Consider the following 23545-nt stretch of genomic DNA (forward strand, 5'->3'; position numbering starts at 1 on the left):
TCAGGTCCTGACCATCCGCGCGAACAGCGCTTCGATTTCGGCGTCGGACATCCCGTCGATCGCCGTCAGCGGATCGGCCGGTGCGGTCGAAACGGGCGCCGCGGTCTCGGGGCTGGGTGACACGAGGCGCTCCTCCAGATGGTCGGCCAGGGCCTCGATCGTCGGGCACGTGAAGACGAGCGTCGCCGGCAGGACTCGCGACAGGCCCAGGCTGGCGCCGAGGTGATTGCGCAACTCGACGGCGAGCAGCGAATCCAGTCCCATCTCGTTGAGGGGGCGGCGAGGGTCCAAGTCGCCTTCGCCCTGACGGCCGAGCACGCGGGCGACGGTGCGGCCGACGAAATCGACGAGCATCCCGCGCCGCGCGGCCGGCGCAGCCGCTTCGAGTTCACGCAGCACCGGATCCGGCGTCGCTTCGCGGCCCGCGCCGTCGCGAGACGCGTGCGGCCGGTCGGCATCATCGCGCCGGAAATCGCTCAGCAGCGAGGGAACGGCGCCGTCGAACGGGGCGAGGTAGCGCGGCCACTGGATTGGGCTGACGACGACATGGGCGGGGGCTTGGCCGACCAGCGATTCGAGGAGGTCCATGCCTTGCTCCGGCGCGATTGAACCGATGCCGCGCTTGGCGACGGATTGGTCCACGCCGCGCGCGGCGGCTGCGCCGATGTCGCTCCACGCGCCCCATCCGATGCTCAGGCCCGGGAGCCCGCGGCCTCGGCGGAATTGGGCGAGGGCATCCATGAAGGCATTCGCCGCGGCATGATTGACCTGGCCTGCCGAGCCCAAGGTCGCGGCCAGGGAGGAGTAGAGGACGAAGAAGTCGAGTTGCCGATCCCGCGTCAGCCGGTGCAGCGCCCACGCACCGGCCACCTTGGCCTTCAGCGGCATCGAGAAGCGCTCCCATTGCTGCTGGGACAGCGCGCCATCCGCGAGCGCTCCGGCCGCATGCACGACACCGCGCAGCGGCCGTCCGGTGCGGTCGATGGTGTCAAAGGCGTCCGCCAGTTCGGCGTCGTCGCCCACGTCGGCGCGCAACACGAGGACATCGACACCCGCAGCGCGCCAGCCGCCGATGAGCGTCTGCGCCTCCGGCCCGGGGGAACTGCGGCCGAGCAGGGCCAGCCAACGGGCACCGCGCACCACCAGCCGGCGCGCCGTTTCCAGGCCCAGACCTGCGAAACCACCGGTCACCAGGTAGACCCCGCCCGGATCGAGGTCGGCGAGATCGCGAGAGTCGCCGTCGCCGGCCGTGAGGACGAGCTTCCCGATGTGGCGGGCCTGCGCCATGCAGGCGAAGGCGTCGGCCGCCTGCGTCAAAGGGAACGTTCGGACAGGGAGCGGCTTGAAGGCGCCGCGCGCCACGTCGTCCATCAACGATCGCAGCATCGCTCCCCAACGCGCCGGGTCGTCGAGCCGGGTGATGGACAGGTCGACCACGTGATAACGGCCGCGCGGCCGCTCGTCGCGGAACGCGCCGGGCGACCAGATGTCCCGCTTGCCGATCTCGATGAAGATCCCCGCTGGCGCGAGCGAGCGCACGCTCGCCCCGATGAACGGACCCGACAGCGAATTCAGCACGACGTCGACGCCGCCGCCATTGGTGAGCCTGCCGATCTCCGCTTCGAACTCCAGGGTTCTCGACGAGAGCACGTGGGCGACGCCGAGCCCGCGCAGCAGCGCCCGCTTGGCGTCGCTACCGGCCGTGGCGAAGATCGTCGCGCCCGCCCGTTGGGCGATCTGAATCGCCGCGAGCCCGACCCCGCCGGCGCCCGCATGGATCAGCACGCTCTGTCCGGCGCGCAGCCCGGCAAGCTCCTCGAGTGCGTGGCGTGCCGTCATCGCAACGAGCGGCAGCGCGGCCGCCTGCGCATGGGTGAGCCCTCGCGGCCGTGGCACGACGCAGCGAGCGTCGGCCAGCACGTGCGAGGCGAAGGCGCCTGCCGCGGTGGCAACGACCGAGTCGCCCACCTGGACGCCATCGACGCCGGGCCCGACGGCCGTCACCACCCCCGCGCATTCGCCGCCGAGCGGTTCGCCATCGGCCCTCATGCCGACCGCGTTCATCACGTCCCGGAAGTTCAGTCCGCTCGCCGCCACGCGGATCTCGACCGACCCCGGTCCGGGCGGACAGCGTTCGAACGGCACGAGATCGAGATCGCCGATCGTGCCGGTGGCGGCCGCCTCGAGACGCAGCCGGGGGGCATCGCGCGGCGCGGCCAGGTGGCCGAGCCGGCTGACGAACACGTGACCGCCGCGCACGGCGATCTCCGCCTCCGCGGCGGATGTCGCGAGGTGGGCCATCACGATGTCCGCTTGTGCCGGCGGCGGCAGGCTCGGATCGAGATCGATCAGCGTCGGCTGCCATTCCGGATGTTCGAGCGCTGCCGCACGGCGAAAGCCGAGCACCGTCGCCTGGCCGGGATCCGCCAATTCGTGCGCTCCGACCGCCACGGCACCCGTAGCAAGCAGCCAGAGGCGGGGTGAACGGCCGCCGCGCGCGGCGGCCGCCTGCACGGCCGCCAGCAGCGGCGCGAAGGCATCGCGCTGATGGCGGAGCGCCGCCCCGCCGTCTCCGGGCTCGAGCGCCGGCAGATCCAGGAAGCCCAGATGAATCAGGGCGTCGACCGAGACGTCGAGGCCAGCTGCCGCATCCACGACCTGCGCTTCGCCGCCGGCCGCCGTGATCCGAGCCGCGAGCGCGGCGGCGAGGCCGTTGCCCTCGCCGACGATGGCGACGCGCTGCGGCGGCGCGTCCACCCGCCGGGCGACGAAGAGCGCCTCGCGCGAGGTCGCCAGCGCAGGACCGATCTCCGCCGCGGTGAAACCGCTGGAGGCGAGCACGTCGATCCAGCGCCGCCGGTCGAGCAGCGGGTAGGCCGGACGCAGGTCGAGGTCGGTGCCGAGCCACCAGCCATCGGTCAGCCCGAACGTGATGTCGATCCACCGCTCGAAGCCGGTCATCTCGAGCAGGCACAGCATGCCGCCGGGGCCGAGCAGCGAGCGCAGCCGGCCGAGGGTGCGGCGCAGATCCGCCGTGGCATGCACCACGTTGGCGGCGATCACGATGTCGAAGCTCTCCGGCTCTAGTCCCTGCGCGCCGGCATCCGCTTCCAGATCGAGCGTGCGGAACGAAACGAAGTCGAAGGAGGCGAAGGTGTCGCGCGCCCGCTCCACCAGGCTCGTCCCGACGTCCGTGAAGCAGTAGTCGACGCGGCCGGGCGGCAACCGCTGCAGGATCCAGCCGGTGCTGCCCCCCGAGCCGCCGCCAACTTCGAGGATGCGGACTTTTCGATGCGCCGGCGCGCGCGCCACCATCCCGGCGATCGTCTCGGCCAGGAGCCCGTTGTAGGCCTTGGATTCGGGTGAGTCCCGATAGAGCCGTTCGGCGAGCGCGGACGCCCCCCCCGGGAAGAGGACATGCAACGGATCGATGCGGCCCGCCAGGATGCCCGGCAGGTCGCGCCCGCAGGCCATTGCCATGGCGCGGCGGGCGTCCGTGCCGTCCGAGAGGGCCAGTTCGTCCGGGATCGACGACGCCTCCGGTAACGCGTTGACGACGAACGCATCGCCCGCCCGCCGCAGCACGCCGTCCTCGGCGAGGATATCAAGGAAGCGGCCGAGGGCGCGGTGATATCGCGGCACGACGGCGAGGCGCTGCGCCAACGACTGGACGTCGACGCGCTCGCCCAGCGCAGGCTGCCAGCCCAATGCGATCAGGGCCCGCACGATCGATCTGACGCTTTCTTCTTCGAGGGCGAGGAAGGCGTGCTGGTAGGTTGCGAGATCGTGCTCTCGCTCGAGCTCGACGATGCGGCCATCGAGGGCTCTCGCCAGCTCTCCAGGGGCGGGCATCCAGGCATTGATAATGTCGGCGGGCCGCCAGTCGACGGCATACAAATCCGATGACATCGCGCCGCGCGGCGGCCGCAGGCTCACGCCCTCCAGCCGTCCCACGACTCCGCCGCCGTCGCAGATGACGACGTCGGCACGAAGCAGGCTCGGCTGGTGCTGCTCGAGTTCGACATGCGCCTGGACATCCCGCCCCGGACGGCGGACGACGGTGATGCGATCAATGCCGACCGGCAGGTATGTCGACGTGCCGGCTGGCAGCGCGGCCGCGATCACCTGCAGGCAGGCGTCCAGCTGGGCGGGATGAATGGCGAACGCGCCGTCGCCGGCGGCGTCGGGCGTGGTGATGTCGCCCATGGCGTTCCCGGCGCCGGGGCGGGCGCATCGCACGCCGCGCAGGCTCGGGCCGAACGTCAGGCCGCGGCGGGCGAGCTCCTCGTAGTGTTGCGCCCCGGCGATCTCCTCGCCGAGGGCGGCAGGGGGGAGCGGCCGGCGCCCGACTTCCGCGATCGGACCGTAGTCGCCCTGGGCGTGGCGGAGCCAGCCCGCCGCCGGGTCGGCCGCGTCGCAGGACAGGATCTCGAAGCTCGCAGGCGATTCTCCGTCTCGTCGGACAACGGTCTGCACGATGCGCGGGACGTCGGACGAAAGCACCAGCGGCTCGGTGATCAGCATGCCTTCCGCCGCTACGGGAGAGCCGCCGATGAGCTTGCCGGCCTGCAGAACCATGTCGATCATGGCGGCCGCCGGCATGATCACCCGCTGCTGCACGACGTGATCGGCCAGGAAGGGCGCGGCGTCCGGGGTAAGCACCGCTTCGAACTGGACGACATCGGGCAGAGGCGAGCGGAGCCGGACACCGAGCAGAGGATGACCGGAGGCCGCCCCGGCCGCGGGCGGGACCGTCCCGGTCGCCTCGGCGAACCAATGGCGCTGGCGGCGGAAGCGCGCGGTCGGCAGCGCGATTGGACGGCCGGCGCGCTCGGGATCGAGGCCGCGCCAATCGATCTCGGCACCGGCAAGATACAGACTGCCGACGGCGTCGAGCATGGAGCACCAGTCGTCGGCACCACGACGCAGGGTCGGAACGAAGCGCGGGCCTTGGCCGTCAGGGAACACCGCCGCACCGAAGGCCGACAACGCCGGGTGCGGGCCCACCTCGATGCAGATGTCGACGTCCATCGCCGCCAGCGACGTCAGCCCATCGGCAAACCGGACGCGGTCCCGCAAATGCCGGCGCCAGTAATTCGAAGTCGCCAGCTCCGATGAGGACAGGCGCTGTCCCGTGACATTGGAAATGATCGGGACGCGGGGGGCACTAAACGAGGCCTTGGCAGCTTCCACCTCGAAGGCATCGAGGATCGGCGTGACCAGGGGCGAATGGAATGCATGGGATACACCGAGCGGCTGCGTGCGAACGTCCTCTGCCGCAAAGCGGGCGCAGACGGCCTCGACATGCGCCGCCACCCCGGAAATGACCGTTTGCGCCGGACCATTGACGGCGGCGATCGCAACCTCCGCTTCAAACGACACGAGCGCGTCCGCGACCCGTGCCTCGGGAGCGAAGATGGCCGCCATGGCGCCGCCCGTCGGTAGCGACTGCATCAGCGAACCGCGAACCGCGATGAGGCGCAGCGCGTCTTGCAGGTCGAGAGCGCCGGCGACGCAGGCCGCGACGAACTCGCCGACCGAATGGCCGAGGACCGCGACCGGTTTGATGCCGAGGCCGAGCAGGAACTCGGCCAGCGCATACTCCACCGTGAACAATGCAGGTTGGGCGAGCCCCGTCTGCTGGAGTGCGCCCGCGTCGTCCTGCGCCAGTACGGAGGTCCGGAGCGATTGCCCGAGCAGCGGGGTCAGGATCTGGTCGCAGCGGTCGAAGGCCGTCCGGAAGGCCGGCGCCGCGCGGTAAAGCCCCGCCGCCATGCCGGTATATTGGGACCCTTGCCCGGTGAACACGAAGGCGACGCGCGGCGGCTCCTGGCTGAGCAGCTCCGCCATCCGCCATTCCCCCGTTGCCTCGTCCCGGGACAAGGCGGCGAGCCCTGAGCGCAGCGAGGCGGCCGAGGCGGTCCTGATGACCGCTCGAGCGGCGCGGTTGGAGCGACCGAGCGTCAACGTCCGGGCGATGTCGGCGAGGCGGGCGTCCGGCTCGATCGCGTCGCAGGTCGCGGCCGCGAGCGCCCGCAGCGCGTCGGTCCGATGGGCCGACAGCGGAATGAGCCAGCCGGAGCGCTCTGCGGCCTCGGGCGCGGCGGCGGGAGGGGGCGCCTCGACGACGAGATGGGCATTGGTGCCGCTGAAGCCGAACGCGCTGACGCCTGCGATGCGGCGTCCGCCGATAGGGGGCCACGGCATCGTCTGCCGGGGCACGCTGAGCTTCCAGTCATCCCAGGCGATATGGGCGCTCGGCGTGGTGAAATGCGGCTGCGCCGGAATCGTTGCGTGCTGGAGAGCCAGCACGCACTTGACCAGGCCGATCGCCCCTGCGGCGGCCTCCAGATGTCCGACGTTGGCCTTGGCCGAGCCGATCAGCAGCGGTTGGTGCGCGTCGCGGCCGCTGCCGAAGACCGCGCCGAGGGCTTGCGCCTCCAGAGGGTCGCCGAGCTGGGTGCCCGTGCCGTGGGCCTCGACATAACCGATCTGGTCGGGCGTCAGTCCGGCCTGCGCGAGCGCTGCGCGGATGACCGCTTGCTGTGCAGGGCCGTTGGGTGCCGTGAGGCTGCTGGAGGGGCCATCCTGGTTGACCGCGCTGCCGCGGATCACGGCCAGCACGCGGTCACCATCGCTGTCCGCGTCGCTCAGGCGCTTGAGGGCGACGACGGCGCAGCCCTCGCCGCGGCCGAAGCCGTCGGCGCCAGCGTCGAACGCCTTGCAGCGCCCGTCGGGCGCGAGCATCCGCGCCCGGGAGAGCGCGGTGTAGATGTCGGGCGACAGGATGAGGTTGACGCCGCCGGCGAGCGCCAGACGGCATTCCCGGTTGCGCAAGGCCTGGCAGGCCAGATGAACGGCAACCAGGGAGGACGAGCAGGCCGTGTCGATGCTGACGCTCGGGCCGCTGAGGCCGAGCAGATAGGAGACCCGGCCCGACAGGACGCTGTGGGCGATGCCGGACGCGAAATGTGGCCCGAGTGCCGCGGCGCCCGCCCGCATCTGCATGTAGGCATAGTCGGATCCGGCCGCGCCCATGAAGACACCGGTCGCGGAGCCGTGCAGGCGGTCAGGCGCCTGTCCGGCGTTCTCCAGCGCTTCCCAGCACACCTCGAGCAGCAGGCGCTGCTGCGGGTCCATCGCCGCCGCCTCGCGGGGCGACAGACCGAAGAAGTCCGCGTCGAAGAGATCGATGTCGTCGATGAAGGAGCCGGCCCGCGCGGCGATCCGGCCGGGCGCGTCGGGATCGGGGTCATAGAGCGCGCCATGGTCCCAGCGCCCCGACGGGGGCGGACGCACCGCATCGCGGCCCTCCGCCAGGAGCGTCCAGAAGCTGTCGGCGTCGGCCGCTCCGCCCGGCGCTCGGCAGCCGAGACCGATCACCGCGATGGGGGCGGCCATGTCAGCCCGCAAGGCGTCCAGCCGCGCCTCGGCCTCCTGCAAGGCAAGGAAGGCGCGCTGGAGCGGAGTGAGGGAGACGTTCATGCCCGGCTCACCTCACGGCTTGCGAGCAGGCGCTCGATGTCGGCGTCGCTCAGTTGTGCAATCTCGTGGGCCGCGAGGGAGGGCGCGATCGCCGCCGCCGGCGCCGCCTGGCGCTCCGCAACTTCGGCAGGCCGTACGAGCGCGAGCAGCTTGGCGGCGAGCGCCTCGATGGTGGGGTAGTCGAACATCAGCGTTGCCGGCAGTGGCCGGGCCAGTGACAACCCGCGGGTCAGGCGATCACGCAGTTGCAGCGCCATGAGCGAGTCGAGTCCAAGTTCTGCAAGCCGGCTGTGTCGATGGGGCGGCGCATCGTCGCCCGTTCGCAGCACGGCCATCACATGCGTGCGCACCACGTCCCGCATGAGGTCCAGCTGCTCGCCCGCCGGGGCGGCGAGGATCATGTCGGCGGCGGACTGAACAGGCACCGCCGGGGCGTCCATGGTGAGCTGATCGTCTGCGTCGGGCTCGCTCGCGGCCGAGCCGGCCGAGAAGACACCGGGCGCACGGGCAAGGATCAAATGCTGACCCAGCGTGTCGGCGGCGGAGCCGCGCCGCGGCCAGGTTTCCACGTCCGCAAACCCGGCGCCGCGCAACGCCGCCCCCCAGGCCTCCGGGGCCAGCAGTGGCCCGTCATGGCGGAGTTCGTCGGCGTGCTTGCGCCATCCGTCGATGAGGCTGGTGGTGAAGTCGAACCAGGCGAACGATGTGGTCGACTCGATCAGCGCCAATACGCCGCCGGGCGCGAGCAGCGCGAGCAGCCGCTCGAGCGTCCTTGTCAGATCGGTGCAGGCATGGACGGCATTGGCCGCCACAACGAGGTCGAACTGGCCGCCCTCGTAGCCCTGCTCGGCGATCTCGACGTCGAGATCGAAACGGCCGTAGCGCACATGCGGATAGGCGGCGAACTTGTCGCGCGCGCGGTCGAGGAAGAGGTCGGACACATCGGTGAACAGATAACGGCAGCCGGCGTCGAGCGTTGGCAGCAGCGCCGCCGTCGTAGCGCCCGTGCCGCCGCCGATTTCGAGCACGCGGAGGCTTCCCCGTGCGCCCGCCGCGGCGCCGAAGGCAGACGTTGCCGCCGAAGCCAGCAGGTTGACGTAGCGCATCGCCGCGGAGCGCTCGTAGAGGTCCTCGGCGAGGCCGAACGTGCCGTTCGGAAACAGCGTCTCGAGCGGACTTTCGCGTCCGGCGACGACGTCCAACGCCAGCGTGCCGCACTGGCGCACGTAGGCGAGGAGTTCCGGGTTGTCGACGAAGAGCTGCTCCGCCTCGCGCCACAGCCTCGCGAGATCGGGGTCCGGCAAGGGTGCGCCAGCGTGGATGCCACGTGCGGTCTCGCGCAGGTAGCCGGCGGCGACGAGGCGCTGAAGCCAGCGGCGGACAAGGCCGTGATAGGAGCTGGCCACACCGAGGCGCGCGAGAATCTCGGCCGGCGCATGCGTCTCGGCCTGAAGGAACAGGCCGGCGCCGCGCAGCGCGGCCAGCGTTTGCGCCACGGCGAGTTGATCCAGCACGGCCCACTTCGCCGGATACGAGCCGGCATTGAGCCCGAGCGGTCCTTGCTCGCTCTGCCGGTCGGCCGCCGCCGTCGTCGCGGCCCACGCATCGGCGGCGCGAACCGGCGCCATCGGCGCCAGCCAATGCCGAGAGCGCTGGAACGGGTAGGTGGGGGCCGCGGATCGGCGCCTGCCGTAGCCATGGTCGAAACCACGCCAATCCACGCGGGCACCGTCGACGAACAGGCGGCCGACACCCTCCAGCAAGTCGGCCCACGGGTCGCCGTCGCGCCGCATGGAGGCGATCCATCGGGGGCCATCTCCCAGGCACTCCGCGCCGGCGGTGCACAGCGCCGGATGAGGCCCGAGCTCGACGAAATGGGTGATCCCGAGGGATCCCAGCGCCGCGATCGCCTGCGCGAAGCGGACGGGGCGGCGCATCTGTGCAAGCCAATAGTGGGGCGCCGAAAGCTCGTCCGGCCCGGCCAGCGCGCCCGTGACGTTCGCTGCCAGCGCGATGCGGCTCGGGTGGAACGCCACGGTTTGCAGGGCGGCGGCCAGCGGCGGCAGCGCCGGCTCGATCCAGCGGGAGTGGGAGCCGAAGGGGATGGCCAGCGCCTTGGTTCGGCCCCCTTCGCTCTCGACCACGCGCGCCCACGCGGCGAGCGCATCGGGCGGACCGCTGACGACGACACTGTCCGGCCCGTTGAACGCCGCGATCTCCACCTCGCCGACGGCCGCCAGCGCGCGGGCGACCACCGCCTCCGGCGCCGTGGCCGCGAGCATCGTCGCCGCGCCGGCACAGCGTGCCGCGCCGCGTCCGCGCGCCACCACGACCCGCATGGCATCGTCGAGGGACATCACCCCGCCAGCGTAGGCGGCGGCGTATTCCCCGAGGCTGTGTCCGAGCGCGGCGGCAGGCTCGATCCCCCATGCGCGCCAGAGCGCCAGCAGACCGACCTGCAGCGCGAAGCCGGCGGGCTGAAGGATCGCGGCATCGGCCAGGGCGGCGCTATCGGCGGAGAACATGCGTGCGAGAAGGTCGTCGCCGCAATGGGGAGCGGCGGCCCGGGCGCATGCGTCCAGGGCGTCACGAAACACCGGCGAGGTCCGATAGAGCTCCCGGCCCATGCCCGCGTGGTGCAGGCCCTGGCCCGTGAACAGGAATGCGATGCGCGGCGCGTCCGCACCCGGCTCGGGCCCCGCCGTGATGACGGCGGCGTGAGGCTGGCCTTCGCGCAGGGCGGTCAGCCCCCTGACGATATCGGCTTCCGTGCGGCCGACGATGGCGGCGCGAGTGGCGAGCCCCGCCCGCCCGACGTTGAGCGTGTGGCACAGATCAGCCACCGCGCCGCCTTGCTCGAAGCGGGTCCTCAGACGGTCGGCCGTGGCCTGCAGGGCCGCCGCGCCATGGGCCGAAAGTGCCAGGACATGGGTCGGTCGGTCGGGCTCCGCCTCGCGCACGGGCGACACCTCCGCCTCTTCGAGCACCACGTGCGCGTTGGTGCCGGAGAAGCCGAAGGCGCTGACGCCCGCCAAACGCCGCCCCGAGGGTCCCGCCGGAAACGGCTGGGCGTCCGTGGCCACCGCCAGGCGTGCGTGCTCCCAGTCGACATGCGGGTTGCCTGCCAGGAAGTGCAGGCTCGGGGGGATCGATCGCCGGGTCAGGGCGAGGACGCTCTTGGCGACGCCGGCGAGGCCGGCGACTGCCTCGGTGTGGCCGATGTTCGTCTTGACGGTGCCCACCAGCAGCGGCCGCTCCGGTGTCCGTGTCGGCGCAAACACCGCTTGCAGTGCGCCGAGCTCGATCGGGTCGCCGAGCGAGGTGCCGGTGCCGTGCGCCTCGACGTAGCCGATCTCGGCCGGGGCGACGCCGGCGTTGGCGAGCGCCGCCTTGATGACGGCTTCTTGAGCGGGACCATTGGGCGCGGTGATGCCGCTTGTGCGGCCATCCTGATTGATCGCCGTGCCGCGAATGACCGCCAGCACCGGATCGCCGGCGGCGCGCGCGTCGGCCTCGCGCTTCACCACGAGGACGACACCACCCTCGCCGCGCACGTAGCCATCCGCCGAGGCGTCGGCGAACTTGCAGCGTCCGTCGGGCGACATCATGCGCCCCTTGCTGAAGCTGACGTTGATGTCGGGCGACAGGATCAGGTTGGCGCCGCCGACCAGGGCCGCGTCGCATTCGCCCAGCCGCAGCGCCTGGCAGGCGAGGTGCAGTGCCACCAGCGCGGACGAGCAGGCGGTGTCCACCGTCACTGCCGGCCCGTTGAGGCCCAGGGTATAGGCGATCCGTCCGGCAGCGACGGCGAGCGAGGTCCCGGTCGCGGAGTAGGCGTCGATACGCTCGCGCTGGGCGAACACGGCCCGGCCGTAGTCGCTGTTGCCCAGGCCGACATAGACGCCGACCCGCGTGCCGCCCAGCCGGTCGGGCGCGATGGCGGCGCCCTCCAGCGCCTCCCAGGCGAGTTCGAGCAGCAGCCGTTGCTGCGGGTCCACGCTGGCCGCTTCCCGCGGCGAGATGCCGAAGAAGGCCGCGTCAAACGTGTCGACACTCTTGAGGAACGCGCCGAAGCGCGTCGTCATCTTGCCCGGCGCGTCGGGATCGTCGGAGTAGATCGGCTCCAGTTCCCAGCGGTCGGCCGGGATGGGCCCGACGGTATCGACGCGGCCCCACAGCACGTCGGCGAAGCTGTTGGCGTCGCTGACGTCGCCCGGCAGGCGCAGTCCCATCCCGACGATGGCGATCGGCGCCCGCACGGCGCCCTCGCTGCGCTCCAGGCGGGCACGCAGATTGCGGATCTCGACGAGCGCGCGCTTGGTGGTGGACTGGAGATCCGCGCTCATTGCGGCCTCCGTCCACGGGCCGGTTCGGCCGAGAGCGTGGCGAGCTCCGCGGCCAGCAGCGCCTCCGCCTCGATGTCGCTCATACCGTCGATCTCGTCACCCGCCGGCGACGTCGGTGTGGCGATGGCGTGGGCTGGACGAAGCGCCCAGACGCTGCTCAGGCGGTCGGCCAACGCCTCGAGGGTCGGGTGATCGAATACGAGGGTTGCAGGCAACGGCACGCCGCCAAATCTTGCGAGCTGGTTTCTCAACTCCACCGCCATGAGTGAATCGAGCCCGAACTGCTTGAGCGGCGTGGCGGCCGGCAGAGGCACCCCGTCGGGCAGTTCGAGCACCGCACGCGTTCGCTTGGCGAGAACTTCGATCAAGGCCGGCCGCTGGAGACCGCCCGACAAAGCACGGAGCTGGCCGAGCCCCTGGTCGGCGGGGGGCATCACGCGAGGCGACGCCGGCCGATCGGGCTCGAAGGCTTCGAACAGCGCGCGCCGGCGATCGGGAGGCGCCAGCTCGGACAGCTGCCGCCAGTCGGCTGAGGCTGCGACGGCATGCGGCTCGTCCTGCGCCAGCAGCAACTCGAGGGCCGCGAGCGCTTGATGACTCGGCATCGGCCTCAGTCCGCGCGCGTGCCACGCGGATTTGGCTTGCGCCGGGAGGCGCTCGAACATGCCTCCTTCGGCCCACGGCCCCCACGCGACGGTGATGACGGGAGCGCCGTCCCGGCGCCATTGGGTCCCGACAGCCTCCAGCTCGGCGTTGGCGGCGACATAGGCGCCTTGTCCCAGGCCGCCGAACAGTCCGGCGGCCGACGAGCAGAGAACGACGAAATCGAGCGGCAGCCCGCTGGTCGCTTGGCGCAGCGCCCGTGCACCGACGGCCTTGCCCCGCCGCGCCTCGTGGATCGTCGCCGCGTCGAGGGTGCGGATCAGCGCGTCGGCCGCGACCCCGGCGGCATGCACGATCCCGCGCAGCGGCGCGTCGCGGCCGACATCGGCGAGCAAGGCGCGCGTCGCGTCGAGATTGCAGATGTCGTTCAGCGCGACGCGCACCCGCGCCCCCGCGCGTTCGAGCGCGGCGATAGCCTCGCGTGCGCTGGCCCCCGGTGCGTTGCGGCCGACGAGCACGAGCTGACGGGCGCCCTGGGCCACCAGCCATGCGGCGGCCCGCAGCCCGAGGGCGCCGAAGCCGCCGGTGATCAGGTAGGCGGCGTCGGTGCGGACCGGCGGCGAAGCCGTCCGCGCCGCCTTCGGCTTCAGAACCAGCTTGCCGATATGGCGCGCCTGCGCCATGTGCCGCAGGGCGCCCGTGGCGTCGTCGAGACCGCGGACCTCGATCGGCAGCGGCGCCAGCTCGCCGCGCGCGATGGCCGGCAAGATCTCGTTGGCGACGTGAGTGAACAGGGTGGGATCGGCGGCGGCCATGACGCTGGCGTCGAAGACGTGGTAGGCGACGTCCGGCCGCGCCGCCGCGACCTGCTCCGGCGTCCAGATCTGCCGTTTCCCGAGCTCGATCATGACGCCGCCCGGTGACAGCGCGCGCAAGGTTTCGCCGACGAACGGGCCAGTGAGCGAGTTGAGGGCTATGCGCGCGCCCTTGCCGCCCGTCGCGGCCAGTACCTGCTCGGCGAAGTCCGGCGTCCGCGAATCGAAGACGTGCTCTACGCCGCGGCGACTGAGGTAGGCGCGCTTTTCCGGCGACCCGGCCGTGGCGATCACCTGGGCGCCCGCACGCTGGGCCAGCGCCAGAGCCGCGAGGCCGACGCCGCCGGTGGCGGCGTGGATCAGCACGGTGTCCCCGCGGCGCAGCTTCGCGATGTGGTGCAGGCCGATATGGCCGGTGAGAAAGGCGACCGGGCTCGCAGCGGCGACATCGAAGCGCAGCCCATCCGGCAATCGGGCCGTAAGGTCGGCGCGGGCGAGCGCGTGGGTGGCGAGGCATCCCTGGGCCAGACAGACCACGGCATCGCCCGCGGCGAATCCCTCGACGCCGGCGCCCACGGCCTCCACGATTCCGGCGCACTCGCCGCCGAATGGCGCTGGCGCGCCCGGATAGGCCCCGAGCGCGACGAGCACGTCGCGGAAGTTGAGGCCTGCCGCCAGGACCCGGACCAGAACCTCTCCACGTAGCGGCCGGGCAGGCGTGAATGGCCGCAGGGCGACGCCGTCGAGCCCCCCGCCACCGTGCACGATCTCCATCGGGATGGCGTCGGCGTGGTCCGGCAGGCGCCGCAGGCGGGGGGCGAGAATATCGTCCCCCCGAAGCGCCAGCAGGGGTTCGCTCGACACACGCAGCGCCGTCAGCACGGCGCCCGCCTGCTTGGCCGATGGGGCGAGTGGGTCGACGTCGACGACGCGCACGCCGAGCTGGGGATACTCGAGCGCGGCGGCCGCCGAGAGCGCGGCGATGCCGGCTCCGCGGGTGGCCACCGAGAGGTCAGGGGAGGCCACGTCTATCCCCGCAGCGCCGCTGGTGACGACGACCAAGGGGCGGGTAGGGCCCTCGCCGAGCGTCTGCAGGAGGGCGAGAAGCGCGGCGTAGATGGTCTCGCCATCTGACCCGGCATCGGCGTCGAGCGGCCAGAAGCAGGCGACGGCGGCGGTCGCAATCTCCCCCGGCAGGCCGCCCAACCGCGCCGCGACCTCGCTCTCGTCCGCCCGCAGCCGCAACGCGCGCAGACCGGCCGCTTCGAGCGACGCGCAGAAGGAGGCGGCAACGCCACCGGCGTCTTCGAGAACAATCCAGCTTTGAGCCGGACGATCCGGTGTCCGCTGCTCTGCCGCGATCCAATCGACCGAATAGAGCTCCGCCGGCCTGTCGCGATGGCCGGGGGGCAACTGGGGCGACGGCTTGACGAAATGCACCCCAGTCAGCTTCGCGACGCACGCACCGCTTTCATCGTAGCCCGTGACCTCGGCGGTCAACGCGGCGTCGCTCTGGGCCGTGACGCGCGCGTGGAGGCGCAGCGTGCGGCCCGCCGCAGGCCAGAGCTCCGCATGCTCGACGCTCATCGGAAGGTAAGCGCCGTCCACGCCGGCCGCGAGCGTCGCGAGCTGGAAACCGGCGTCCAGCAAGGTCGGATGGAGCGTCCGCGTCGTCGGGGTGCCGTCGGGCAGCGCTGCCCATCCCTGGGCTTCGCTTCCGCTGACGTCGGCTGCCTCCAGGATGCGGAAGGCCGGGCCGAAGGCGAAGCCGGCGCCGGCGAGCGCGCCGTAGAAGGACACCAGATCAGAGGAGCGGCCGTGCGTCTCGGGGGGCTGCGCCGACGGAGCGGCCGGTACGGCGCTCCGTGCTTCCGCGACGAGGCGCCAGGGCGCCGTGCCGGCGCGCGCGTGAAAGGCCAGCGTCCAGCCGTTCGGCACCTCGGCCGCGACGATCTGCCAGGATTCGCCGTCCACGCCGACCCTGAGCGGCTCGCGGATGAGCACCTCCGCCAGGGCCCCGGCACGCCCTTGCGACACGGCGCCGGCCGCGCCCGCAAGCGCCTGGATGATCGCTGCACCGGGCAGGATCACCTCGTCGAAGACGCGGTGGTCATCGACCCACGAGCCGAGGGCCTGCGGGTCGAGCGGGATGATCGTCAGATCCGTGCCGGCGACCGGGGCCGGTGCGCCGAGCCAGTCGCCCTGAGCCTGAAGAGCGGGCCGGCTGTCCGCAATCCAGTGGCGGCGTCGCTGCCAGGGGTAGGCCGGCAGGGTCGTCACCTGGCCATCGGCTGGCTGCACGGCGGACCAATCCGGGTCGACGCCGGCCGCGTAGAGCGCCGCCAGGCTCTGGTGCATGGTTTCGGTGTCGTCCCGGCCGCGCCGGAGCGACGCGACCACGACGTGCGGCCGGCCGTCGCCCAACGTCTCCCCGATCGCGGCGGCGAGCGCCGGGTGCGGGCCTACTTCCACGAAGACGTCCACATGCGCGTCCGCCATCGCGCCAATGGCCGCCGCAAAGCGCACCGGCTTGCAGATGGCTTCCGTCAGATAGGCAGCGTCGACGTCCCGGCCGGCGAAGTCTGCCCCCGTCACCGTCGAGACGATTGGTATCGCGCCGTCACGGCTCTCGACAGGCCCGAGCCCGGCGGCGAAGCGCTCGGCGAGCGGCCGCATCTGCGCCGAATGGAAGGCGTAGTCGACGTGGAGCGGCCGGACGAGGATATTGCGCCCGGCAAGCTCCTCGATCGCTGCGTCGAGGGCGGCGGCTTCGCCGGACAGCACCGTTTGGCCGGGCGCATTGACTGCGCCGATGTCGATGCGGCCGTCGAACCGTGCCACCAGCGCCCGCGCATCCGCTTCCGTCAGCGCGACGGCCGCCATGCGGCCCAGGCCGGTCGCAGCTTGCATGATTGCGCCACGTCGCACGACGATGCGCGCCGCCTCCTCCAGCGAGAGCGCGCCCGCGACGTGCAGCGCGGCAATCTCACCCACGCTGTGGCCGACGACCGCCGCCGGCCGTATGCCCCAGCACGCCCAGGTGGCGGCAAGGGCGGTCTGGAGGGCGAACAGCGCGGGCTGCGCGATTGCCGTTTCACCGAGGCGCGAACACTCCTCCGGACGCCGCAGCTCCTCGATCACGCTCCAGCCGGAGATTTGTGCGATGGCTCGATCGCAGGCCTCCATGGTCGCCAAGAAGCGGGCATGGGACGCCATCAACTCCCGGCCCATGGCGAACCATTGGGTTCCTTGACCGCAGAAGACAAAACCGATGCGTGGCTTCGCCGCCGACAGCGGCGTCGGCGCCGCCTCCAGCGCGGCGGAGAGCCGGCGGCGGAGCGCAGCCTTGTCCTTGCCGACGACGGCGAGCCGCGCGGCGTAGTGCGACCGTCGCCGGGCGGCGGTGTGGCAGAGATCGGCGATCGGAGCGGACTCCGGAGCATCGAGCAGGTCGAGCCAGGCAGAAGCGAGCGTGGCGAGCCCGGCTGGGGTCTTCGCCGAAAGGGGCAGCGTCCACACCGCTCCCTCCGGCGCGGGGTCGACCCCCGGAAGCATGGGCGCTTCCTCCAGGACGACGTGGCCGTTGGTGCCGCCGATGCCGAAGGAGCTCACCGCGGCGCAGCGCGGTGCGGCCGCCGCCGGAAACGGCGTCAGCCGGACCGGAATCCGCAGGCGCGAGTGCTCCAACGATATGTGCGGATTGAGGAGCTTGAAATTCGGCTGCGGCGGGATCTGCCCCCGGCGCAAGGCCTCGACCGTCTTGATCAGGCCGATGACGCCAGCGGCGGCCTCGAGATGCCCGATGTTCGCCTTGGCCGAGCCGAGGTAGCACGGCGGCGCATGAGGCCGGCCCGCGCCCAGGGCTGACGCCAGGGCCTCGACTTCGATGGGATCGCCAAGGGCGGTTCCGGTGCCGTGCGCTTCCACGAACGAGATCCGCTCGGGGGTCACGCCGCCGGATGTGAGGGCCTCGTGCACGAGCGCCTGCTGCGCCTGCCCGTTCGGCGCCGTGAGCACCGTCGAGCGGCCGTCCTGGTTGACCGCCGAGCCGCGAATGACCGCAAGGACACGGTCGCCGTCCGCCACGGCGTCGCTCAGCCGCTTCAGCGCGACGACGCCGCACCCTTCGCCGCGACCGAATCCGTCCGCAGCGGCATCGAAGGTCTTGCACTGGCCGTCCGGCGCCATGAAGCCCAGCTTGGTCATGGCGACGAACAATTCGGGCGTGATCATCACCGACGCCCCGCCGGCGAGGGCGAAATCCGTCTCGCCCAGGCGCAGGCTCTGGCAGGCGAGATGGATCGCCACGAGCGACGACGAGCAGCCCGTGTCGAGCGTGAGGCTCGGCCCGCGCAGGTCGAGGACATGGGAGATGCGATTGGCGACGACGCCGTGCACCGTGCCGGTGAGGGTGCGGGTGTCGAGAGCTCCGACGCTGCGATAGACCAGGCGCGCGTAGTCGGAGTGGTAGCAGGCCATGAAGACGCCCGCCCGCGCGCCGCGCAGCGCGGCGTGGACGACGCCTGCGTCGTCGATCGCTTCGATCGCGGTTTCGAGGGTCAGACGCTGCTGCGGATCCATCTGATCCGCTTCACGGCCCAGGATGCCGAAATACTCGGCGTCGAAGAGATCGATACGGTCGAGGAAGCTGCCGCGGCGCGTGACGAGCTTGCCGGGCGCATCCGGATCGGGATCGAACCAGGGGGCGACGTCGAAGCGCTCGCCGGGGATTTCGCCGGTCGTCGTCGAGCCGGCGGCGAGCAGGCGCCAAAGCGCAGCCGGGCTGTCGCTGCCGCCGGGCGCGCGGCAGGCCATGCCGACGACCGCGACCGGATCGGCGCGCAGGATCGGCGCCGTCTCGTCCCGAACGTCCTCGGCCATCAGGGCGATCTGCACGGCGGTGAGGTTGGAGAGCGCGACGGGGCCGTTCACGACGCTCTCCTCGCGCGCCGTCGACGCAGAGCATCGAGCGCTCGGTCGTCACTCAGGTCCGCGACAGCGGCGAGGCGCGCCGCCATGGCCGATCGTTCCGGCACGGCAACGACCGTCCCCGTGAAGCGTTCGCTGGCCTCGTCGCCAGCCAAATGCGCCGACAGCCTCGACACAGTGGGAAAGTTCCACGCCAGTGTCGCCGAGAGCGGTGTTGCCAGCGCCCGCTCCAGGCGGTTACGCAGTTCCATGGCCAGCAGCGACGTCAGCCCCAACGTGCCGAACTCGCGGCCGTGGTCGATATCGTCCATTGGCACGTGAAGCGTCTGGGCCACCGCTTCGGCCACGATCTGCGTCAGCAACGTGCGCCGCTCGGCGCCGCTCGCCAGCGCCAGCGTCGTGGCCGTAGGGCTTGGCATTCGGTCCGCTGCCGTCATGTCGGCGAGGAATGGCCCGGCCCGGGTTGCCCGCGTGCCGGCGAACCGCGGCCAATCGATCGGCAGCACGGCGAGCAGTCCATCGGTCTGGCTGGCCGCCCATGCGAACAACGTGGCGCCGCGCCGCGGCTCGAACGAGCCGATGCCCTGCCGCTCCAACGTCTCCGCAACCGCCGCGCCGCTTTGGCCGCCCATCAGGCCCGCGTCCCGCCAGGAGCCCCATGCGATGCAGCTTGCGGGCTTCCCCCGGGCGCGCCGATCCGTGGCGAGCGCTTCGATGCCGGCGTTCGCCGCGATGTAAGCGGACATTCCCGCTTGAGGCAGCAGCGTGCTCATCGACGAGAACAGCACGAAGCAGTCCAGATCCGGCAGGAGCCGGTCGAGAACTTGGGCGCTTCGCAATTTGGCCGCCAATGCCGCGTCGAAGGTCTCTCGCGTCATGTTCTCGATCAGGCGACGGTCGAGCACGGCTGCGAGGTGAACGACGCCGCGAATGGCCGGCCAGTCTTCGGCCGTATGGTCGGCAATCAATCGCTCGACCGCTGCCTGGTCGGACGTGTCGACCTGCCAATAGTGGACCGCGGCACCCAGGCGCTCGAGACCGCGCAGGCCGGCGATGCGCCGGCCTGCCGACGAGCCCGGATCGACCGAGCTCCATTCACGGCGCGGCGGCAGAGGGGTGCGCGCGGCCAGGATGAAGCGGCGTGCGCCGTCCTCCGCCATGGTGCGAGCGATGGCGAGCCCCACGTCACCCAGCCCGCCCGAGATCAGGTAGGTGGCGTCAGGCCGCCACTGGAGGCGCGTGTCCGCCAGTTCGGCCCGAACCAGACGCGGTACGAACGAGCGCTCGCTACGGACCGCGATCTGGTCCTCGCCGCCGTGCGTGAGCAGCCAGGCCGCCGCCCTCTCCAACTGCGCAGACGGATCGCCGCGCTCCGGCAGATCCAGCAGGCCGCCCCAAAGCTCCGGGCGCTCCTCGCCCATGGCGCGCGCGGCGCCCCACAGCGCCGCATGGTCGGGGTCGACGCGGGCGAAGCCCTCCGGGCTCTGGGCGCCGCAGGTCACAAACCAGATGCGGGCGCGTGCGCCCCGGGGGGCCGCCTGGGCCACGCGGACCGGCAGAAACGGCGCATCATCCCCGTCGGGCGCCGCGATCAGCACATCGACGTCCTCGCCATGCGATCCGACGGCGGCAAGACGTACTTCCAGCCGGTCGAGCAAATCGCTCTCGACGCGCGCGCCCCGAGCGGCGAGCGCCGCAGCCAGCCCGGGCACATCACCCAGCACCAGCCAGGCCGATCGGCTTGCGTCGGCGGGCGCTGGGGGCGCCGCTTGCCGCCAGTCGATGCAGTGCATCCAGCCGCGCGCCTCGTCGTCGGGGCCGGCGGCGACCGCTGATGGGCCGAGGGCGCGCTCCAGCGTGGCGGCCTCGGCCCAATGGCGCCGCCGCTGCCAGGGGTAGAGCGGGAAGTCGACGACGTCGGCCGGCCGCGCCCGGCCCCGCGCCCAGTCGATCGGCACGCCGGCGCACCACACTCGCGCCACCACCTCCGTGAGCGCCGCGCGCTCCGGCCGGTCACGATGCCCGCAGCAGACGACCAGCGGCGCGCGGTCGCCAGTCCCGACCGTCTGCTCGATCGAAGGAGCCAGCACCGGATGCGGGCCAAGCTCGACGAAGACGGTGACGCCCTGCGCGGACAAGGCTTCGATCGCGGCGGCGAACCGCACCGGCTCGCGCAGGTTGCGGGCCCAGTACCGCGCGTCCAACTCCGTCCCCGACGCGGCGCGGCCGAACAGGGCCGACACGAAGGGAATTGTCTCCACGGTCGGCGCCAGCCCATCGAGCCCGCTGAACAGGGCCGCTGCCGGCGTATCCATATGAGGCGAGTGGGAGGCCACGTCGACGTTGATCACGCGGCTGAAAATGCCCTGCCTGCCGAACTGCTCGACCAGATCGGCCACGGGAGCGGCGTCTCCCGAGATGACGCAGGAGCGCGGGCTGTTGACAGCCGCGACCGACACCCGGTCTTCCAAGCCGGCAAGCGACGCACGCGCCGCCTCGGGGGGTAGATCGACGAGCGCCATGGCGCCTTGGCCACGCTTCTCCCGCATCAGTGCGCTGCGCCGGCAGACGACCTTGAGCGCGTCCGCGGACGAGAGCGCACCGCAGGCATAGGCAGCCCCCGCCTCCCCCATGCTGTGTCCGACGATGGCATGGGCGGTGACGCCGGCTGTCCCCAGCCACTGGGCGTAGGCGATGGCGAGAGCGCAAAGGGCGGGTTGAACGACGTCGACGGCCTGCCAGTCCATCGCGCCGGGCGCGGCGCAGAGGCGCTCGATGAGCGACCAGCCGGTTTCATCGCGGATGATGGCGTCGAGCGGCGCAAGCAAGGCGTGAAAAACCTGCTCCTCGGCGATGAGCGACCGCGCCATCCCGGCCCACTGGCCGCCTTGCCCCGGAAAGACGAAGGCGAGCTTGGCGGGCCTGGCCGAATCCGTGGCCCCCTCGGCGAGCGCCTCGCCTCCGGCGGCGTAGGCGCGCAGCGCCTCGCAGAGCGCGTCACAGCCGCCGTGTGCGCTGAAGGCGGCCCGGTGGCGCAAAGGGGTGCGGCGTTCCTGCGCGAAGGCCAGCACGGCTTCGAGATCGGTGGGGGCACGCTTCAGGCGGGCGGCAACCTGGCCAGCCAGGGCTCGCAGTGCTTTCGGGTTGGAGGCGGAGAGCGGCAGCAGCGGCAGCAGCGGTCCTGCGACCGCGCGGCGCGGGCGCTCCGGCGGTTGCTGAACGAGCACGTGAGCGTTCGATCCGGAGATGCCGAAGGCGCTGACACCGGCGATCCGCAGCCCGGCATCCCCGGGCCAAGCCGTCGCCGTGCGAGGGACTTCGACGGGGGCCGCATGCCACGGCACGTCGGGGCTGGCGGTCTCCAGGTTCAGGCTCGCCGGGATGACGCCTTCGCGCACCACGAGGGCGGCCTTGATCAGCCCGGCCAACCCGGCCGCACCCTCGGTATGGCCGAGGTTTGTCTTCACCGACCCGATCTGAAGCGGCCGCGACGGCGAGCGCCCGTGACCCAGCACGGCCGCGACGGCACCGACCTCGATCTTGTCGCCCGCGCGCGTACCGGTTCCGTGCGCCTCGACATAGCCAACCGCCGCTGGAGCGACGCGGGCATCCCCCAGGGCCCGCCGCAGCAGCTCCTGCTGCCCCGCCAGGCTGGGGGTGCCCATGGATCCGCTGGCGCTGCCGTCATTGCTGATCGCCGAGCCGCGGATCACGGCATGGACGCGGTCGCCGCTGTCGAGCGCCGCCTGGAGCGGCTTGAGCACCACGACGGCGGCGCCCTCGCTTCGCACATAGCCGTCCGCCCGTGCATCGCCGAACTTGCAGCGCCCGTCGCCGGCCATCATGCCGCTCTGCGAGTAGGCAACGTGAATGTGTGGCGCGAGAATGAGGTTGACGCCGCCGGCGAGGGCGAGGGCCGCCTCGCCCGACCGCAGGCTCTGGATCGCCAGATGTACCGCTGTCAGAGACGACGAGCAGGCGGTGTCGATCGTTAGGGAGGGCCCGGTGAAGTCGAACGCGTAGGACAGGCGGCCGGAGGTGGCGTAGCGACCGCTGCCGAGCGTCATGGGGAAGTCCATGCGATCGGGATGCAGCGAAAGTCTCTGCTCGAAATCGGCCAGCCATTGACCGATGAACACGCCGACCCGCGTGCCCCGCAGCTTGCCTGCATCGGCACCGGCGTTCTCGAGGGCCTCCCAGGCCGTTTCGAGCAACAGTCTGTGCTGAGGATCGATGCAAGCTGCTTCTCGGGGTGAAATTCCAAAGAAGTCAGCATCGAAACGGTCGATGCTTGATAGGTATCCGCCATGACGCGCGATGGTCTTGCCCGGTGTCTGCGGTGCCGCATCGAAGAATCGCGGTAAGTCGAAGCGGTCGCCGGGAATGTCCCCAATCCCGTCGCGCCCGTCGCTGAGCATTGCCCAAAACTGCTCCGGATCGTTGACCGCACCTGGGAAGCGGCAGCCAATCCCGACGATGGCGATAGGAGTTGGGCCGCCGGACATCACAGCATCGCATCGGCCTTGGCCGAGTCCTCCAGCTGCGGTGCAAGCGCGGCGACGATCTCAGCGACCAGATGGCTGCGCTGCGGCTCCAGGAAGAAATGGTCCCCCGGAAACATGCGGATCCGGCACGAGCCGGCAACCTCGCCGCGCCAAGCCTCCAAATCGGTCCGCGACACCGCCCGGTCGAGCGAGCCGCCGAAAACGGTCGTCGGACAGTTGATCTTGGGACGGGATGGGTCGGGCTGAAACGTCTCCAGCGCCTGCAAGTCGGCGCGCAGCGCTGGCAGCAGCAGATCCAATACGTCCGGGTGCTTGAGGATCTCGTCGGGAATGCCTTGGTAGCGCCGGTTCATGGCCGTGACGAACTCCGTGTCCGGCAGATCATGAATGCGTGCTTCGGCGGGGCGCCTAAAGGGGCGCGCCGACACGAACAGATGCGCCGGTTCGTGCCCGCGCGCCTCCAGCGCCCTGGCGCATTCGCTCGCGACGACGGCGCCCAGGCTGTGACCGAAGATGGCAAGCGGCCTGTCGATCCAGTTCGACATTTCGTCGAGGAGCGCCTCGACCATCGCTCCGATGGTCGTAAGTGGCGCTTCCCTCAGGCGATGTGCCCGTCCGGGTGGGTGAAAAGCCAGGAGTTCGACCGCCTCTGGCAGATGTCGCGGCCACAGTCTATATGAGGCGGCACCACCGCCGGCAAATGGTAGACAGAACAGCCGGACCGCCGGATCGTGCCGCGGTGATGGCCGAAAGATAGCGGTGCTATCGACCCCCATTGTACCGACCAGCTCCAAGAGAAAACGGGGAATAGAGATCGATCCAGCTGAACCGAATTGCCGGCAGGACGCTCCTAGTATGCAAC

At 71.5% G+C, this 23545-nt stretch carries 5 protein-coding genes; all 5 read right to left on the reverse strand.

Annotated features, from left to right (window positions below):
• From IEW34_RS20090 to IEW34_RS20110, 5 genes are read right to left on the reverse strand one after another with little or no spacing between them, the layout of a single operon-like run.
• Entirely contained in the window at positions 1–7485 is a 7485-nt protein-coding gene (locus IEW34_RS20090; RefSeq protein ID WP_188611002.1) for a type I polyketide synthase, read from the reverse strand.
• Positions 7482–11831: a type I polyketide synthase gene (locus tag IEW34_RS20095; protein WP_188611003.1), complete on the reverse strand. Its 4350-nt coding sequence runs from the start codon at positions 11829–11831 to the stop codon at positions 7482–7484. Before IEW34_RS20095 ends, IEW34_RS20090 begins: the two co-directional genes overlap by 4 nt.
• A complete protein-coding gene (locus tag IEW34_RS20100; protein WP_188611004.1) occupies positions 11828–18181 on the reverse strand; it encodes a type I polyketide synthase in 6354 nt (2117 codons plus the stop codon). The genes IEW34_RS20095 and IEW34_RS20100 overlap by 4 nt, the downstream gene beginning before the upstream one ends.
• Entirely contained in the window at positions 18178–22683 is a 4506-nt protein-coding gene (locus IEW34_RS20105) for a type I polyketide synthase (protein ID WP_188611005.1), read from the reverse strand. The genes IEW34_RS20100 and IEW34_RS20105 overlap by 4 nt, the downstream gene beginning before the upstream one ends.
• Positions 22683–23477 (reverse strand): thioesterase II family protein, encoded by a 795-nt coding sequence (locus IEW34_RS20110; RefSeq protein ID WP_188611006.1) that lies wholly within the window; start codon positions 23475–23477, stop codon positions 22683–22685. Before IEW34_RS20110 ends, IEW34_RS20105 begins: the two co-directional genes overlap by 1 nt.
• Positions 23478–23545: the final 68 nt, after the last annotated feature.

The sequence above is a fragment of the Chelatococcus reniformis genome, assembly GCF_014640075.1.
GTDB classification, from domain to species: domain Bacteria; phylum Pseudomonadota; class Alphaproteobacteria; order Rhizobiales; family Beijerinckiaceae; genus Camelimonas; species Camelimonas reniformis.